General features: G+C 59.8%; 18 protein-coding genes. 14 read left to right on the top strand and 4 right to left on the bottom strand.

Translation table 11 applies throughout. The annotated features are described in order from the left end of the window. The first annotated feature begins 20 nt into the window (after positions 1-20). The 5 genes from PVA39_RS18085 to PVA39_RS18105 all read left to right on the top strand — a co-directional run bounded on the left by PVA39_RS18085 (position 21) and on the right by PVA39_RS18105 (position 6,068). Positions 21-1,664: an MFS transporter gene (locus PVA39_RS18085; protein ID WP_274125212.1), complete on the top strand. Its 1,644-nt coding sequence runs from the start codon at positions 21-23 to the stop codon at positions 1,662-1,664. Beyond that, entirely contained in the window at positions 1,661-2,287 is a 627-nt protein-coding gene (gene ycaC / locus PVA39_RS18090) for an isochorismate family cysteine hydrolase YcaC (protein ID WP_013790016.1), read from the top strand. The genes PVA39_RS18085 and ycaC overlap by 4 nt, the downstream gene beginning before the upstream one ends. A gap of 110 nt (positions 2,288-2,397) precedes the next feature. Beyond that, positions 2,398-3,300 (top strand): LysR family transcriptional regulator, encoded by a 903-nt coding sequence (locus PVA39_RS18095; RefSeq protein ID WP_013790017.1) that lies wholly within the window; start codon positions 2,398-2,400, stop codon positions 3,298-3,300. Between the two features lie 163 nt (positions 3,301-3,463). After that, positions 3,464-4,420 carry a GlxA family transcriptional regulator gene (locus PVA39_RS18100; RefSeq protein ID WP_274125213.1) on the top strand — a complete coding sequence of 319 codons (957 nt, stop codon included), beginning with the start codon at positions 3,464-3,466 and terminating at the stop codon, positions 4,418-4,420. A 211-nt stretch (positions 4,421-4,631) separates the two neighbouring features. After that, positions 4,632-6,068 (top strand): ATP-binding protein, encoded by a 1,437-nt coding sequence (locus tag PVA39_RS18105; RefSeq protein WP_274125214.1) that lies wholly within the window; start codon positions 4,632-4,634, stop codon positions 6,066-6,068. A 4-nt stretch (positions 6,069-6,072) separates the two neighbouring features. Here the strand turns inward: PVA39_RS18105 and PVA39_RS18110 are convergent, their stop codons facing one another. The 3 genes from PVA39_RS18110 to PVA39_RS18120 form a co-directional block, all read right to left on the bottom strand. After that, on the bottom strand, positions 6,073-6,477 hold the full coding sequence (locus PVA39_RS18110) for a helix-turn-helix domain-containing protein (protein ID WP_274125215.1): 405 nt from the start codon (positions 6,475-6,477) through the stop codon (positions 6,073-6,075). 159 nt (positions 6,478-6,636) lie between these two features. Beyond that, positions 6,637-7,269: a response regulator gene (locus tag PVA39_RS18115; RefSeq protein ID WP_274125216.1), complete on the bottom strand. Its 633-nt coding sequence runs from the start codon at positions 7,267-7,269 to the stop codon at positions 6,637-6,639. Further along, entirely contained in the window at positions 7,262-10,234 is a 2,973-nt protein-coding gene (locus PVA39_RS18120) for a sensor histidine kinase (protein ID WP_274125217.1), read from the bottom strand. Before PVA39_RS18120 ends, PVA39_RS18115 begins: the two co-directional genes overlap by 8 nt. A gap of 280 nt (positions 10,235-10,514) precedes the next feature. On the opposite strand from PVA39_RS18120, the gene PVA39_RS18125 reads away from it, so the two are divergent. From PVA39_RS18125 to PVA39_RS18150, 6 genes are all read left to right on the top strand, one after another. Next, on the top strand, positions 10,515-10,790 hold the full coding sequence (locus PVA39_RS18125; protein WP_274125218.1) for a hypothetical protein: 276 nt from the start codon (positions 10,515-10,517) through the stop codon (positions 10,788-10,790). Between the two features lie 309 nt (positions 10,791-11,099). Further along, complete coding sequence (locus PVA39_RS18130; RefSeq protein ID WP_274125219.1) at positions 11,100-11,345, top strand: FitA-like ribbon-helix-helix domain-containing protein; 246 nt, start codon at positions 11,100-11,102, stop codon at positions 11,343-11,345. Further along, positions 11,342-11,761, top strand: a complete 420-nt coding sequence (locus tag PVA39_RS18135) for a type II toxin-antitoxin system VapC family toxin (protein ID WP_274125220.1) — start codon at positions 11,342-11,344, stop codon at positions 11,759-11,761. Before PVA39_RS18130 ends, PVA39_RS18135 begins: the two co-directional genes overlap by 4 nt. A gap of 437 nt (positions 11,762-12,198) precedes the next feature. Further along, positions 12,199-13,086, top strand: coding sequence for a sce7726 family protein (locus PVA39_RS18140; RefSeq protein WP_274125221.1), 888 nt, complete (start codon positions 12,199-12,201; stop codon positions 13,084-13,086). Continuing rightward, positions 13,047-13,967 (top strand): sce7725 family protein, encoded by a 921-nt coding sequence (locus PVA39_RS18145; protein ID WP_274125222.1) that lies wholly within the window; start codon positions 13,047-13,049, stop codon positions 13,965-13,967. Before PVA39_RS18140 ends, PVA39_RS18145 begins: the two co-directional genes overlap by 40 nt. A gap of 22 nt (positions 13,968-13,989) precedes the next feature. After that, entirely contained in the window at positions 13,990-15,747 is a 1,758-nt protein-coding gene (locus PVA39_RS18150; protein WP_274125223.1) for an anti-phage dCTP deaminase, read from the top strand. A gap of 253 nt (positions 15,748-16,000) precedes the next feature. On the opposite strand, the gene PVA39_RS23535 is transcribed toward PVA39_RS18150, so the two are convergent. Then, positions 16,001-16,270, bottom strand: a complete 270-nt coding sequence (locus PVA39_RS23535; protein ID WP_443200981.1) for a DNA-binding protein — start codon at positions 16,268-16,270, stop codon at positions 16,001-16,003. Between the two features lie 129 nt (positions 16,271-16,399). Between PVA39_RS23535 and PVA39_RS18155 the strand changes: the two genes are divergently transcribed. From PVA39_RS18155 to PVA39_RS18165, 3 genes are all read left to right on the top strand, one after another. After that, entirely contained in the window at positions 16,400-16,672 is a 273-nt protein-coding gene (locus PVA39_RS18155) for a helix-turn-helix domain-containing protein (RefSeq protein WP_274125224.1), read from the top strand. A 196-nt stretch (positions 16,673-16,868) separates the two neighbouring features. Further along, positions 16,869-17,207, top strand: a complete 339-nt coding sequence (gene pflM, locus PVA39_RS18160; RefSeq protein WP_274125225.1) for a lysogeny maintenance protein PflM — start codon at positions 16,869-16,871, stop codon at positions 17,205-17,207. Next, positions 17,189-17,386, top strand: coding sequence for a hypothetical protein (locus PVA39_RS18165; protein ID WP_075933356.1), 198 nt, complete (start codon positions 17,189-17,191; stop codon positions 17,384-17,386). The genes pflM and PVA39_RS18165 overlap by 19 nt, the downstream gene beginning before the upstream one ends. The last annotated feature ends 166 nt before the right edge of the window (positions 17,387-17,552 follow it).

A 17,552-nucleotide genomic window follows, 5' to 3' on the forward strand; every position in this document is an offset into this window, starting at 1 on the left:
GCTTTTTAACGAGATAACCCATGACCAGCGTCACCCAACCAACCACCTCCGGCCCCTGGAGCCCACTGCGCACATCGGTGTTCCGCTGGCTATGGCTGGCCAGTATCGCCTCGAACATCGGCACCTGGATGCACGAGGTCGGTGCCGGTTGGCTGATGACCTCGCTGTCGGCCAGCCCGCTCGCCGTGGCGCTGGTTCAGGTGGCGGCGGCGCTGCCGATGTTTTTCCTGGCGCTGCCCGCGGGCGCCCTGGCCGATATCGTCGACAAGCGTCGCTATCTGCTGACCGTGCAGCTGTGGATGGCGTCCGTGGCGGTGCTGCTCGCCGGCCTGACGCTGCTGGGTTTGATGAACGTACCGCTGCTCCTGCTGCTGACCTTGGCCATGGGCATTGGTACCGCACTGATGATGCCGGCCTGGTCGGCACTGACGCCCGAGCTGGTCGGCAAGAGCGAGCTGCCGGCTGCCGTGGCGCTGTCAAGCCTGGGCATGAACGTGGCGCGGGCCATCGGCCCGGCTATCGCAGGTGTGCTGGTGAGCCTCAGCGGCCCCTGGCTGACCTTCGCCCTCAATGCCGTGTCGTTCTTCGCGGTAATCGCGGCGCTGTACACCTGTAAGCGCACGCCTACGGTGAGCATCCTGCCCGCGGAGCGGCTGTTCGGTGCGGTGCGTCTCGGCGTGCGTTATGCGCGCAGCGCCAAACCCCTGCAGGCCGTGCTGGCGCGCACCTTCGCGTTCTTCGTTGGCGCCAGTGCCGGCATGTCGCTGCTGCCGTTGCTGGTGCGCCGCGAGCTGCACGGTACGGCGGCGGACTTCGGCATCCTGCTGGGCTGCGTAGGCGCTGGCGCCATCGGCGGGGCGATGTTCCTGCCCAAATTGCGTGAGCGGCTGCGCAGTGACCTGATCGTCGCCGGTGCCAGCCTCGCCTATGCCACGGTGCTGTTCGGCCTGGCCTTCATTCGCGATTTCACCCTGCTGATTCCGGTGATGCTGGTCAGCGGCGCTGCCTGGATCGCCGTGCTGTCGAGCCTGCAGGTCGCCGCGCAAACATCCGTGCCGAGTTGGGTGCGCGCCCGCGCCCTGGCCGTCTACATCCTGGTGTTCTTTGGTTGCAGCGCCCTTGGCGGCATCGTCTGGGGCTCGCTGGCCAGCGAGTACTCGCTGAGCGTGGCCCTGGCCGGCGGCGGGGCGATGCTGGTGCTCGGCGTGCTGCTGTCCTGGCGCTTCCGTTTGCCGGTCACCGATGCCGAGGACTTGGCGCCTTCCGTGCACTGGCCGGCCCCGGTGCTGAGCGCTGATCTGGATCGCGAGCGTGGCCCGGTGATGGTCACCCTGGAATACGACATCCCCCGCGAACACGCCGAGGCGTTCAGCCACGCGATGCTCGCCGTGCGCGCCATGCGTCGGCGCAATGGCGCGCTGTCCTGGGGGCTGCTGCAGGACAGCGAGAACCCGCATCTCTGGCAGGAATTCTTCTTCGATGCCTCCTGGCTCGAACACCTGCGTCACCACGGCCGCGTCACCGTGGCCGAACAGCGCATCGAGGCCGCCGCCCGGCAATACCAGCGCGAAGGCGTACCCGTGCGCATCCGTCATCTGCTCGGCGTACCCGAGCCGCGCAACCCCGATCCACGTTCTCCCAACCCAACCGGAGTTTCATCATGAGCAAGCCCTACAATCGCCTGGACAAAAACAACGCCGCCGTTCTGCTGGTCGATCATCAGGCCGGTCTGCTGTCCCTGGTGCGTGACATCGACCCGGACAAGTTCAAGAACAACGTGCTGGCCCTGGCCGACCTCGCCAAGTTCTTCAAGCTGCCGACCATCCTCACTACCAGCTTCGAAACCGGCCCCAATGGCCCGCTCGTGCCCGAGCTGAAGGAGCTGTTCCCGGACGCGCCATACATCGCCCGCCCTGGCCAGATCAACGCCTGGGACAACGAAGACTTCGTCAAGGCGATCAAGGCCACCGGCAAGAAGCAGCTGATCATCGCTGGCGTGGTGACCGAGGTGTGCGTGGCATTCCCGGCCCTGGCCGCCATCGAAGAGGGCTTCGACGTGTTCGTGGTCACCGATGCTTCCGGCACCTTCAACCAGATCAGCCGCGACTCGGCCTGGCAGCGCATGACCGCCGCTGGCGCCCAGCTGATGAACTGGTTCGCCGTGGCCTGCGAGCTGCACCGCGACTGGCGCAACGATGTGGAAGGACTGGCGAAGATCTGCTCGGACCACATCCCGGACTACCGCAACCTGATCACCAGCTACTCGGCGCTCACCGAAGGCAAGTAACAGGTGAGGGCGGCTGGCGTCTCAGCCGTCCACCCATTCAGCGGGCCGCGGCGGATTTCCCGTCGCGGCCCCATCCATTTCCGCGGTGCAGCCTTTTCCGGGAGCCCATCGTGAACCGCAACGACCTGCGCAAAGTCGACCTGCAGCTGCTGGTCGTGTTCGAAAGCCTGATGCACGAGCGCAACCTCACGCGTACGGCGGAAAAACTCTACCTCGGTCAGCCGGCGATCAGCGCTTCGCTGACCCGCTTGCGCGACTATTTCAACGACCCGCTGCTGGTACGCAACGGACGCGAGATGGAGCCCACGCCCCGCGCACTGGAAATCTTCCGCCGCCTGCCGGCTGCCCTGGATGGCATTTCCCAGGCGATCAGCGAGGTGCGGGATTTCGACCCCAGTAGCAGCACCGCGGTGTTTCGCATCGGCATGTCCGATGACGTCGAGTGTGGCCTGCTGCCCCAGTTGCTCGCCCACCTGCGCCAACAGGCGCCCGAATGCGTACTAGTGGTGCGCAACGCCAACTTCCTGCTGCTGCCCGGCCTGCTCGCCACCGGCGAGGTGTCCATCGGCATCAGCTACACCACTCAGCTGCCGGCCAACGCCAAGTGCCGCAGCCTGCGCGACATCCGCGCCATGGTGATCCGCGCCGCCGACGGCACGCCGCCACTGACCCTGGACGATTACTGCACGCGGCCCCACGCGCTGGTGTCGATGTCCGGCGATCTGTGCGGCAACATCGACCAGGACCTGGCGCGCCTGCAGCGCAGCCGCAAGATCGCCCTGGCCGTGCCGCACTTCAACGGCCTGGGCGCGCTGCTGCGCAACTCCGACATGATCGCCACCATTCCCGACTACGCCGCCGAGGCATTGGTGCAGGGCGGCGGCCTGGTGATGGAAGAGCCGCCGTTCGAGATCGTGCCGGCGCAGCTGACCATGGTCTGGCGCGCCGCCCAGGACCAGGACCCGGCCGAGCGCTGGTTGCGCGAGCAGATCCTCAGGTTCATGGCCGCCTGAGCCTTGAAGGCGAGCGGACAGCAACACTTTAGTGCTGCCTGAAAGCACCCCCGGAGGGGCTGTTTAACCGGCGGCCATGCCTAGATAATCGACGCCAGGATTTACAAAACTGACAGCTGCCCCACGCCAGGGCGGCTGCTTTCCCTTGCGTTCGAGACTGTGCATGACCAGCAAAACCGTGGCGATCGTGCTCTTCGCCGATGTTCTGATGCTCGACGTGGCAGGGCCGATCGAGGTGTTCTCGGTGGCCAACCGCTACCTGCCCGAGAGCGAGCACTACCGCATCGTCACCCTGGGTGCGGAATCGCTGAGCGTGCGCGCCTCCAACGGTATCGTCCTGCAGGCCGAACAACTGGCCGTCGATGCGCCGGTGGCCTACGACACCCTCCTGGTGCCCGGCGGCCCCGGTGCCTACAACGATAGGCATCCGCACCTGTACGGCTGGCTGCGTGACGCCGCCCAGGCCTCGCGCCGGCATGCCGCGGTATGCACCGGCGCCTTCATTCTTGGCGAGGCCGGTCTGCTCGACGGTCACCGGGTGACCACCCACTGGCACTACCTGGACCGCTTTGCCAAGCGCTTTCCCAAGGCCCAGCTGGAGAGCGACCAGCTGTTCACCAAGGACGGCAAACTGCTCAGCTCCGGCGGCGTCACGGCGGGGATCGACCTGGCGCTGTCGATGCTCGCCGATGACCACGGCAAGAAGCTCGCGCTGGACGTCGCCAAGGTGCTGCTGGTGGTGATCAAGCGCCAGGGCGGCCAGGCTCAGTTCAGCCCGCTGCTGCCACCGACCGCCCAAGGCACTACGCCCCTGGATCGGGTGCAGCAGTACGTGCTCGAGAACATTCAGGAGCCGTTCACCGTCGAGCTGCTGGCCGAGTTCGCAGCGATGAGCGTGCGCAACTTCGCGCGCGTGTTCACCCGCGAGCTGCAGATGACGCCCATGGAATTCGTGCTCAACGCCCGGGTCGACCACGCCCGTTCGCTGCTGGAAAGCACCGATCTGCCGCTGAAAACGGTGGCCTTTCGCAGCGGCTTCGGCAGCACCCGGCATATGCGGCAGATGTTCGACAAGCGCCTGGGCCTGACCCCGGTGCAATACCGTCACCAGTTCGGCTGATCGGCTGGCAAAGGGCCACGACGCCCGCGCTAGAGCGTTTCATCGGTTGTCCGAGTTGCGCACCGCAATGGCCGAATCCGTCCCCCTGTGACGATGTCTGTGGGCAGACGAACGGTAGAGAATGATTCTCTTATCAGAACAGGAGCGGCAGAGCGCCGAACAGCCGAGACCCGATGGGTGACGTCCGGCATGGCGGGATGCTGAACAGGTCATGCGCGATCTCGAACCCATTGGCAGCGACACCGTCCTGCGTTTCGGCCGCTTCGAGTTGCATCCGCAGCGTCGCCTGCTGCTCGACGGCGACCGCCCGCTGCCTATCGGCGCCCGCGCCCTGGACATCCTGCTGGTGCTGGTGGAGAGCGCCGGCAAGATCGTCAGCAAGGAAGCGATCATCGCCCGGGTGTGGCCGAAAACCTTCGTCGAAGAGATCAACCTGCGTGTGCACATCTCCGCCCTGCGCCGGGTGCTCGGGGTGTGCCCGCAATCGCGGGACTACATCACCAACGTGCGTCAGCGCGGCTACAGCTTCGTCGCCCATGTCGAGCAGGTCGGCCAGTTCCAGAATGACGCGCTTGGGGCGGCCAGCGACCTGCCCAGCCGACCGGTGCGCATCGAAGGCCGCGACCGACTGATCGAGGACCTCTCGCGGCGTTTGCACACACGCCGGCATATCACCCTGATCGGCCCCGGCGGGGTGGGCAAGACCACCGTGGCCCTGCGCGTCGCCCAGCAGCAGCTCGGCTATTTCGCCGATGGCGTGCGCTTCGCCGATCTGGCGACGCTCACCGAGCCGGCGCAGCTGGCGACCACCCTGGCCTCGGAGATGGGCATCGCGGTGCCCGAGGGCGTCGACGCCCAGGCTCACCTGCAGGCGACTCTGGCCAACCGGCAGATGCTGGTGCTGATGGATAACTGCGAGCACCTGGTCGATGCCTGCGCCGCGCTCAGCGAAGCGTTGCTGCAGGCCGCGTCAGGCCTGCGCATACTCGCCACCAGCCGCGAGGCGCTGCGCACCGCCGAGGAATACGTACAGCCGCTGGCGCCCCTGGAGGCGCCGCCGCTCGGCAGTCATCTGCGTCTGGCCGCGGCGCTGCGTTACCCGGCGGTGAAGCTGTTCGTGCGCCGGGCGCGAGCCCGCCAGGCGGATTTTCGGCTGCTGGAAAGCGATGTGCCGCGGGTGGCCGAACTGTGCTGGCGGCTCGACGGCCTGCCACTGGCCATCGAACTGGCCGCCGCGCAGCTCGACGCCCAGAGCCTGGACGGCATCCTCGCCCAGCTCGACAACCACAGCTATCTCAGCCTGCTCGGGCGGCGCAGCACGCCGGCTCGGCATGCCAGCCTCCAGGCGTCACTGGAGTGGAGCTACGGGTTGCTCAGCGCCGAGGAGCGCCGTTGCCTGCAGGGCCTGGCGCGCTGCGATACGTACTTCACGGTGGCGGATGCACAACAGGCCCTGGCCGAGGTGCCGGTCAGCGCCACCGCGCGCTGCGCTGCCGTGGCACGTCTGGTGGCGCTGTCGCTGATCGGCCTGCGCCGTGACGGCGAGGCGGTCTACTACCACATGCTCGGCTGCACCCGCGCCTTCGCCCGGCACAAGGCTGAGGAGGCAGCGCTTGCCAGCGCCTGGCAGATTCCTGCCCTGGGCTGAGAGCTCAGCAGGCCAGCTTCCGTAAAACCTCGGCCCGAATGGTTTGTTTGCGCCTCCAGGCCAGCGGGCTCACGCCCTGGCTTTTGGCGAACACCCGGCAGAAATGTGCCTGGTCGAAGAAGCCGCACTCCATGGCGATCTGCGTCAGCGACAACGGCGAGTCGCGTAGCAACTCCATGGCCTTGTCGACCCGCTGCTGGCGCAACCACACGTGGGGCGACAGCAGGGTGCTCTCCTTGAACTTGCGGGTGAAGTGGCTGCGCGACAGGGCGCAGGCCTCGGCGATTTCGGCGACCGAAATGCCGGCATCCAGGTTGGCCAGCATCAACTGTTTGGCGATCGCTTCCTGCCAGGCGGCGAGCTTGCCGGCCGATGCCTGCGACGGTGCGGAACCCTGGATGCCCTTCATGCTGATATCCCAACTGGCGCCTGGCAGCACCGCGGTTTGGCGGCGCCGTGCGACCTCGTGTCGCGGGGCAGAAGGGATTGTTGAAGAGCGCGGTGTTACGGGCGAGTTGCGTAATGTTAATTAAGGTTAAGGGCCGGCTTAACCTTGGCAGGCAGTGTGTCAGTCCCAGTTATCGATGATCCCGCGCTGCAGGGCAATGCTCACCGCGTGGGTGCGGTTACGGGCCATGAGCTTGGTCATGATGCTGCGCATATGGCCTTTGACCGTGTCCTCGGAGATTGCCAGCTGCGTGGCGATATCGCCGTTGCCCAGGCCCTGGGCGGTGCGCTGGAGCACTTCGGTTTCCCGCGGAGTGAGGCCATCCTCGGCGATGGCGGCGAGCAGCTCGCTGGCGATCGGCTCCGGGAAGTGGCGCTTGCCGGCGGCCAGGCAGTGAATGGCGCTGACCAGCTCCTTGCGCAGCATGCTCTTGAGCAGATAGCCACGGGCGCCGGCCTGCACTGCCTGCAAGGCGCGGGCGTCGCCGCTGTAGGTGGTGAGCACGGCGATGCAGGCATCGGCGAACTGCGCGCGAATCGCGCGGATCGCTTCGGTGCCGTTGAGGCCGGGCATCTGCAGGTCCATCAGCGTTACGTCCGGGCGCAGCTCGGCGAACAGCGCCACGGCCTGCTCGCCGTCATCGGCCTCACCGACCAGCACGATTTCCGGGTGAGCTTCAAGCACCGCGGCGATGCCTTCGCGAAGCAGCGGATGATCATCGACCACCAGCAGGCGAATGGGCTTGTCACTCATGGGGCGTTTCTCTCTGTGGTGGGTGGCCGTGGCGCAGGAACCAGCGGCGCCAGGTTTGCCAGGTCTGTTCGGCATAGGACAGCGCCGCATTGATCCGCAGTTCCACCCGGGTGCCGCCGCTGGCCAGCGCCTGCACGTCGAGCGTGCCACCGACCTGCGCCGCACGCTCATGCATGCCGCGCACGCCCCAGCGCTCAGGCCTGCCATTGGCTGTGGCGTAGTCGGCGGTGATGCCCTGGCCGTCGTCCTCGATGCGCAGACGCAAACCGCGCGCATCGTAATTCAGCATCACGGTGATCTGCCGCGCTTTGGCGTGGCGTATTGCGTTACTGATCGCTTCGACAGCGATGCGATAGGCGGCGTCCTGCACGCCGGCATGCAGCTGGCGCTGGTCGCCGTTGACGTGCAGAGCGACCTCGATGCCGGGTTCGTCCAGGCTCTGCACGAATCGGCTCAGCTCGGCCGCCAGCCCCAGACCGCCGGTGCCGGCTTGGCGCAGGTGCTGCACCCGCTCGCGGCCTTCCTGCATCACCTCGTCGGCGCGGTCCAGGGCACGCTCTAGCCGCGTGCGGGCCGTGTGATCGGTTGCCAGCGTATCGGCAGCTGCCTGGAAGCGCAGCATCAGACCCTGCACGCTTTGCAGCAGGGTATCGTGCAGTTCGCGGGCGATGCGTTCACGCTCACTCTGCTGGGCGTGCAGTTGCAGGCGCAGCCGCCGGCGCTCACGGCGCAGTGCACGGCGATGCAGCCACCAGAGCATCAGCAGCAGCGCCGCGCCCGTCGGCATATAGAACAGCGGGCGCAGGTAGAATGCCGGCGCCACGCTGAAGGTCAGCACGGTCGGGGCCGCCGGCTCGCCACCGCTCTGGTCGAACACCTGCACCTCAAAGCGGTAATCGCCCGCCGGCAGCCCGGTGTAGGTGGCGCGTCGCTGGCGCCCGGCCTCGATCCACTCGCTGTCAAAGCCCTGCAGCCGATAGCGGAAGGCCAGGCTTTGCGGAGCGCGCAGGTTCAGCGCTGCGTAGTCGATGACCAGGCGCTGGCTGCCCGCTGGCAGCTGCAGCGGGGCGGGCAGCGGCTGCGGAACGCCATCGACCTGCACGCTCTCGATCATCACTGGCGGCAGTGCAGCGACCGCCGGCTGGCGCGCCGGGTCGAGCAGGCTCACGCCAGCGCTGGTGGAGAGCCACAGCCGGCCATCGGCGCCGACCACACCGGTAGGCAGCGGCAGTACGCGGTAGGGGTCGTTGGCCAGGCTGCCATCCAGGCTCACCGAGCGGTAGCGCAGGCGATAACCCGGCTCGGCCAGAGCTCGTACTATCTCGGCCGCCGGCAACTGCAGGATGCCGCCCTTGCCATGTACCCACAGGTCGCCGTCGCGGCCGGGCAGCAGCGCATAGATATTGTCGAACTGGCCGTTGGCCGGCAGTGGCAGCATCTGCAAGCGCTTACCGTCGAAGCGCGCCAGACCGTGTTGGCCGCCAAACCAGGAAACCCCGTCGTGGTGCAGCTGCGCGGTCACGTGGCCGATCCGCAGCCCATCCGCTTCGCCCCACTGGCGCAGCCCGTCGCCCTGGCGGCTGACCAGCAGGTTGTCGCGGTAGCCGAACCACAGTCGCCCCTGTTCGTCGCGCCCGGCGCTGACCGGCATCATCTGGCTTGGCTGTTCGCTGACGCCAGCCACCGCCTGCCATTGCTCGCCGCGCAGCACGAACAGACCGAGCCCGTTGATCGACACCCACAGGCTGCCGTCGTCGGCATGGACCATTGCCCGTACCGAGGCTTCCTCCGGCGCCTGCTCGGGCAGCCGGGCCTGCAACTCGGTACCGGCTGATGTGGCGTGCCAGATGCCATGGGGCCCCCCGGCCCAGACGTCGCTGTCGGTGCCGGTGAGCAGGGCGGTCACCGGCTCGGCGATGGGCCAGCGCTGCAGCTCGCCGTTGTACAGGCGCAGCAAGCCGCGGTTGCCGCTGGCTGCCCACAGCGCGCCATCGCTGGCCACCGCCAGTGCCGCGTTCAGGGTGCCGGCCGGCAGCGGCGCGGGGCTCAGTTCGCGCAGCCGAAAACGGTCGAGCCCGGCATTGCTGCCGGCCCATACCGTGCCGTCGCGATCCTCCAGCAGCGGCCAGAGGTAATCGGCGCTCAGGCCTTCGCGGCGGGTCACCCGCTCGGCGTGGGCAATGTCCAGCGGCAACTGCGCCTTCTGGTAACGGAGCAACCCGTTGCCCGGCGTGCTGGTCCACAGCCCGCCGGCGTCATCGAACAGCAGGCCGTTGATTGGCGCATCCACCGGCTGGCTCTGCAGGTGCGACTGGTCGCCAGGCATCACGCGGTGCAGGCGGTTGAGGTAGCGCTCGGCGATCCAGATCGAGCCATCTGGCGCCTGGGCGATCTGGCTGGGCCAGTCGAGGCCGCCGTCCACTTCGCTGAATTGCGAGGCGCCGGCAGGGCGCTGATAGAGGTGATGGCTGCTGGCGGCCCACAGGGTGCCGTCGCGGTCGAGGAAGACTGCCCGCGCACTTCTGGCGTTGAAGCCCTGCTCGGCACCGACGGTGGTCCAGCGTTCGCCGTCGAAGCGGGCCAGCCCTTCATGGGTCGCCGCCCAGATAGTGCCGTCGTGATCCCGCGCCAGCCCATACAGTGCGCCACCCGGAAAACCCTGGCCAGGAGCGAAGGTGCGCGTGCTGCGCCCCTGAATCAGCCGGGCACCGCCAGCGCGCAGGCCAACCCACAGGCCATCGTCCACTGCCAGCAGGCTGGCGATCGTGCCCAGCGGCTGCCCGTCGTTCGGCTGGTAGGGCGTAAAGTCAAAACCATCGAAGCGCAGCAGGCCGCTGTCGGCGCCTAGCCACAGATAGCCGTCGCGGGTTTGCGCCAGAGCGCCGACCTGATTGGGGCCGTCATCGTCGGCCATGGTCCAGCGATGGTGTTCGCGCTGCGCCAGCGGTTCGGCTTGTACCGGCATGCCTAGCACACCTGCCAGCAGCCAGGCGCAACAGCCTCTTACCCACAAGGGCTGGCGGCGAAGGTAAGGGGAGACGAGGGCAGTCACGGCAGAAGTAGGACGCACAGGGAAAAGCGGATTGTGCAACCGTGCCCGCCGGCGTGCCAGCGCCACCGCCGAATACCAACCGATTGACGGTGCCAATATCGCCCCATGCGAATCTGTTTACAGGCGTACACTGAACTTGCAGCTGCCGATGCAGCTCTGATGGATCAGATCACACCAGCCAGGAGGGCGCAGCATGGGACCGGAAGACCGAGAGTGGTGGCGCGAAGGCCGCCGACAGCAGGGGCACAACGCCTCATGGGACAACTTCAGCGCCAAGCCCGATCCCAAGGGCGGCAACGTCCTACGTATCCAGCGCCCCCTCAAACTCAGCACCACACCGGCCTACCTGCCATTACCCAACCAGCCGCTGCTCGATAGCCCGGAAAACTCAGGCGCCCGCCGGATACTGCTAATCCTCGGCGTGGTAACCGTGGCGGCGATGATCGTGGCGGGGTTTCTGGTGGTTTAGCGACAACGCATTTACGACGAAAAGGCTTATCAGGTGATAAGCCTTTTTGCTTTATGGCTGATAGCGCATCCAATACTGTTACTGCAAGGCATGCTGTGCTGCACTCCACCAGGCAACTGTTTGCTGGTAATGAAATGCAGCGATGAAATCGCGATGACTGTTTTTTATCTGCAGCTGTCGGCTTTCAGCCCTTCAGTTATTTATTGCCGCTGCAGAGCAGCCAGGCCATTGGTCTGCAAGCGTGTGTGCATGTCTACATGCATACGCGTATGATAGCAATGACTGCATTGACTTCATTGGGAGGGCTCTATGGCAACTATCACTATTCGAAATCTGGATGATGACCTCAAGGCCATGCTGCGCGTCGTCGCCGCCAGCCACGGGCGCTCCATGGAAGAAGAGGCGAGACTGATCATTCGCCAAGCGTTGACCAAGCAAGACAAAAGAGGTGGATTGGGTAGCCGCATTCACGCACGCTTTTCTGCGGTGGGTGGTGCTGACCTTGAGGTGCCTGAGCGAAACACCAAAGCAAGGGGTGCGAGCTTCGGCGAATGATCCTGATTGATACCAACGTGCTTTCCGAACTGATGAAAGCGAAGCCAGCAGTAGAGGTTTTATCCTGGATTGACCAGCAGCCTGCAGGGCAGCTTTATATAAGCTCCATTACTGTGGCTGAAATCCTCTATGGAATCGCTCGACTGCCGGATGGGAAGCGTAAGACTGCTTTCGCTGATCTGGCGAAGCTGATGTTCGATGAGGATTTTGCGGGACGAATTCTGCCGTTCGATGCCGATGCGGCGATTCGCTATGCCAGCTTGGCTGCAGCCAGTGAAGCGAAGGGAAAGGTGGCAGATATGGCCGATGCGCAGATCGCTGCCATTGCGGCTTTATACGATGCGCCTGTTGCTACGCGTAATGTTCGGCACTTCGATCACCTGGGGGTTAGCGTCATAAACCCTTGGGTCGATTGATCCGGGCAGTCAGGGCGTGGTCTCTTAGTCTCCACACATTTTTCGAGCGCGCACAAAAAAGGGCTTACCTTTCGGTAAACCCTTGTTTTGTTTGGTGGCTACGCAGGGACTTGAACCCCGGACCCCAGCATTATGAATCCGGCGAGCACTAGCTTAGCGTCCCATAGCCTCACAGAAACCTATGTCCGTAGCTGGGCTCGCTGCCTAGCGTTCCACAGCGTTTCAGAAAAATGCATGAATGTAGTCACCTACGGTTTACGAGATCAAAAAATCCGGATAGCTTCAATGGTGGCTTTAGGCTATGAGGTAGGCGTCGGGTCGTCCTTCCGTCAGCTATCGTTCGCTGCTATATATCCGCCTGGTTTTTGGGGCGGGGTGTCGTAAGCAAATCAAGCGATCCTCTAGCAGAAAAAAGATTTTTAGTAAAGGGTTGGTTTATGTTGGGCGCAAGGGAAACTGCGAAGATATTCAGTAGCAAAGTCTTAAATGCGCTAGCAAATGACGATTTTTCTTTCATATCTGAAGTTGCGTTAAGTTATTCTTCATCACTGAACGATGTTTTCCAGGTCAGAGATGTTTTCGAAGCATGCTATAAAGACTTAAAGAAAAGTTACAAGGCTGAGTATTACATAAAGAACTTAATTGCCAAGAAGATTTTGATAGGTCGTCATTCTATGAATACGGCGACACTTCTTGGTGAGTTTCGCGTGGGAGCAAATAAAGCAGATTGTGTAATTGTTAATGGGCACAGCACCTGTTATGAAATAAAATCATCTTATGATGATATGTCTCGCCTTCCTAGTCAGCTTGAATCATATCTAAAGATTTTTGATAGGGTTAATGTTGTTACATCTAGTGTCCATGTTGATAAAGTCTTGAAAATTGCACCGGAGGAAGTTGGTGTAATTCAATTGGGTAAAAAAGATTCTTTGGCGGAAGTCCGAGCAGCTACTACGTCTACTGACCCTGTCGATGTTGATGTTTTAATAGCTTCACTTCGTAGAAAAGAATACTTATCGCTTGTTGAAGAGTTGTGTGGGTATATTCCGGTTTGCTCAAATACAAGTATATATGAGGAGTGTAGGTCGTTGTTGCGAGAGGTTAGCTCTCCACAATTGCGTGCTGCATTCTGTAGAGTGATAAAGAATAGTAGGCGGGTTGATAAGGAATATGTCTCTGCTCTGCCTGAAAGCTTGTTGGTTGCAGGTATCGAATATTCGATTTCTTCACCTAGCAGGAAAAGGTTAGTCAAAAATATGAATGTGTACCTAAGTAAGGAAGCTTTATGTACTACCCAATACTCAAGGCAAAGCGACATGAGCTAAGCTCGGTTGTAGAGCTGTCGAGCGCTATAAAGCCTGTGAATTTTCGCCCGGTCTTGGAGCCTGTAAATGGCGGGTTGGCTCCCTTAATTAAGACTATAGAGAAGCTATATTCTAATCTTGTAATTCCCTTGGTTGTGATTAATCCATCTCAGGGTGATTTTTCAAAAGTTTCATCTGCTGGGCTTTATAGTGACTTGCAAAGTGACTCTCGTTCGGCAAATAAGTTTCTTCCTTGTGTGAAGATAAAAGATGCCACTGATATTGTGTCGCTTAGCCTTTTGCTGATATACCCATCCGCAGCGGTTTACCTTGAGAGCAATATTTCTAGTTCTTCATTGGGCCAGATATCAAAAGCCCCCTTGGTATTGCTTAATTCTCAAAAGAACGACCCGGCAATTGTAAGTGCAATTGGTTCTGTAGTTGTTTACTCTGATAGTTTTGCTAAGAGGAAACGAAATGCGGATTATGGGCAGGTCTCATATTATTCCGGGGCTCACACTTCTTATCATCAGGCCGCTAATGTAATCGGTTTCGGTGACTTTACCATTATGGGGGAGGAGTACACTGGTAGCGGCGGTCCTGCATACGTTGTTGCTATCCATGCTTCTTACATAGAGTCAAATGGTAATAATACCATGTACGTAAGGCACTTTTGTTCTTCATCAGATAGCGAGATTACAGCGAATACTCCTGGGAAGTATAAAGAGGCGTTAAAAGAACTCATTATGTTTGACAAGGCAAATCCGGGTGTTTTTGATAAAACTCTTGGGATGTCAGAGTTTTATGACTCTTATTCTACAAACCATTTCCCTGGGTTGGGGCTTGTTAAAGAAATGTCTATCAAGCATCATATAGAAACTATTTGCAATTTTATTGCATAGTTGAGGCGGACGGAGACGGTTAATGCGGTTTGATGGTATTTATGATGAGTTACGCTTACGCCTAGCTCACCTAGATGATGCTGGTACTTGGCGCCAAGTTAACCAGAATCAATATCAGTTTAAGTCTAAGAGTGGTGGTATCTTAAACTGGTACCCTTCAACCGGAACTATCAGTTTTCAAGGCAATCATGCAGCTGCTAGTGAACTCCAATCTTTATTGGAAGGCATATTAAATGCCGACTCCGGCCCTCAGCCCGAAGAGCAGGTTAAAGAAGCTGTCGAGGCCATTCAGCGACTTTCTTTAGATATGCATGAGGTCCAGTCATCTTTTTTGGATGACTCCTATGCGGACTCAGAGCTTGTTATCGGTTTGGTAGGTTCGATCGGTACGAACCTAAAAGCTGTTGCAGAGCTTTTAGAGGAAAGGCTAAAAGCATTTTCATATGCTACTCATCACGTGAAGATATCGTCTGATGTTATAGCTATGCTCGGCGATCCTCCTGCCCCATCTACCAATGAGTTTGATCGAATTTATGGTTATATGGAGGAAGGGAATAAGCTAAGGAAGAACTCTAAGGATAACTCTATTTTGGCTTTGGGGGCCGCTGCAGCTATAAACCAAAATAGGGGAGAGGCGCCACGTCGTAGGGCCTATATAGTAAATTCTCTGAAAAGTCCTTATGAAGTTCAGCGACTAAGAAAAATTTATACCGGTGGTTTTTTTCTTTTAGGTGTGCATGCTGATCATGAGCGGCGAAGAAGCTATTTAGTCAAAGACTTAAGGCTTGATGAGGAACAAGCATCTACCTTGCTGCTGAAAGATGCTAATGAAAGAGAAGAGTATGGTCAGCACACTCGTGATACATACCATCTTTCAGATTTTTTTATCGATTTTGGTGCGAATCACGATTCTTTGAAAATGCAGGTTTGGCGTGTCTTAGATTTGCTATTTGGTAAGCCGTATGTAACTCCAACATTTGAAGAATATGCGATGTTTATGGCGTTCTCCGCATCACTTCGCTCGGCCGATTTGTCGCGTCAGGTAGGTGCTGTCTTAACTCGTGACCAATGCATTATTTCAACTGGCGCTAATGATGTGCCTAAGTCTGGTGGAGGATTGTACTGGCCTCAATTGAATGATCAAAATGAAATAGTTGATCAGGATGATGGTCGGGACTATATGCGCGGGGAAGACTCAAATGCTATACAAAAGAAGCTTATTATTGATGAGATAATAGCCTCTATTCCCCGTGAGTTTCGTGACAAAGTGGCTCCTGCTTTAAAGGGAAGTCGAATAAAAGATATTACAGAGTATGGCCGCGTAGTGCATGCTGAAATGGAGGCATTGCTGTCGGCAAGTCGTTCGTCTGTTAGTGCTTTAGGAGCAACCTTATATTGCACCACATTCCCATGCCATAATTGTGCTAAGCACATCATTGCCGCTGGCGTAAAACGTGTTGTATATGTAGAACCCTATCCCAAAAGCAAGGCGCAAGAGTTTCATTCGGACTCGATATCGCTTAAAAATGACGGGAACGGTGTCCTGTTTCAGCCGTTCATCGGCGTAGGGCCACGTAGCTTCTTTGATTTGTTCTCGACGAACCTCGGAAGCGGCTATCCTATAATCCGTAAGACAGACGAAGGGCAGAAGGTAGCTTGGTCAGAGTCGACGGCTAAGCTACGTACTCAAATGCTCCCATGCTCCTACATGGAACGCGAAAGCATTGCTGCAGGTCTGTTAGATGCATATCTTAAAGGAGAGGCAAATGGGCAAGAATAGGCAAGATTTTTTGCGCCACCTCGAGGAATCGCGTCGTAGCGTTGAGCAATGGCCTTCTTGGAAGCAGGAGGCTCTAAAGGCTTCGTCCAAAAACTCTTCCCCTGTAGCTCAGCCTCAGAGCTCGCAGTCCAAGCGTTGATTCTATTGGAGCCTAGGGAGTAACTGTCCTTGGCTCCAATGTCGTCCCCACTGTTTCACCGTTTTCCCCTCTCTCTGCGGGCGTACCAGCGCCTAGCTACTTTTTTGGTGATCGCTATCCCGCGTTCTGACCGGGCAAGTTTCGGTTAGCCTCGTCATAGTCAGGGCTCGTTTGCCCACATTCTGGGGCAATCTCTCCGCTTGCGAGCCACAGGGCGTACTCTGGATGGATCTTCACCATAGATGAAATGTCGTCCTCGTTCGCCCGTCTTCCGCCCTTCCTCAAGGCATACCACTTCTCCCGGTCAATTCCACTGAGCTCTTCGAGTTTCTTGGCCGTGAGTTTCTTATATTCCCAAATAGCGACTATCCGCTCTCTGATCATTCTAAAATCATCTAAATAATTGGCATATAGTGCTAGTAAGCAAAAGCCATTTGCCTATAATTGGCATTAGATCATTGGCATATAATGCCAATAACAGGTGAGATCACTTGACGATTATAGGGCAAAAGTATGGAACAGTCTGGAATAGTGGGGTTCGACACACAGGGAAACCCGGAACGCGTCAACGATCTGCGTGATGCGCCGTTTTGCTCGAAGCACGTGTTCGCCAAGCTGCTGGGCATCGACACCATCACCGAGGATGTCGTGCGCGGCTGGATCGAATCCGGCACCCTCCCGACCGCCAAGATCGGCCGTCATCGCGTCATCAACCTGCACCGCATCCGCCGTGATATGGAGCGCGGCAAGACCGTGTTCTGTGCAGGGGACTACGGCGATGACTAATACCTTTGTTGTCGAGACCTGCACGTTCCATGGGGTTACCAAGCGCCGTCGTTGGCACCTCGTGCATACCGGTTCTACCCGAGCGGATTGCCGCGCGTACATCAAGAAAACCGTCACAGACCTTTATGTCCACTGGTGTCCTGAGCGTGCTACCGATCTGTTCCGCGTCCGTTACGTGAGGCCAGGTAAATGAGCCATGCAAAAGTACCTGCACCAGCCCCACAGGCCGGACTGCGACTGCTCTGTCTGCTATGTCAAAAGACAGGGGCCTATCAGCCTGTCGCCACGCTGCGCCCAATGCCGCCCCGTTCGCTGTTTTCCGGTCGTTGGCCAAATGCGGCTGGTGAACGGGCATTGGCTGCACGTGAGCAGTACCTACCGCTGGGTCTCGGGCTTTACCTGTCCCCAGCACTCACCAACCCCGCGCCCACCTCGGTACTGGTACGTGGTGGAAAACATCGGCAAGCCAACACCCTACGTCCCGCGCTGGGATCTGTTCGAGCTGGAGTCTGAGCAATGCCCGGCATCGTCCTGACCGTCGCCCAAGCCGCTGAGCTGCTGCCATTGGCCAGCCAGCAGTTGGGCCGCATCCAGCATCAACAGGACGCTGCCAACGAAAAAGGCATCCCTGAAAACTGGGGTGTGGATGAGTGGCAGGAAATCGTAGAAGCCCTGCAAGGCCCAATCGTTCATGGGGTGGTGTATGTCGCCTGAGCTGTTCGTTGTTATCACGTACTGCCTGCTGGTCATCTGCTTTGTGACCATCGGCCTGTTGTTCGCCTTCTTGCTGCTGCGCCGTGAGTTTTGCCCGCGCCGTAGTGGGCAGCCGAATCAGTCGCCTCCGGCGTCCGTGACTGGCCAACGCGATCACACAGCCGGT

Source organism: Pseudomonas sp. CNPSo 3701, from assembly GCF_028674975.1.
Classification (GTDB): domain Bacteria; phylum Pseudomonadota; class Gammaproteobacteria; order Pseudomonadales; family Pseudomonadaceae; genus Aquipseudomonas; species Aquipseudomonas straminea.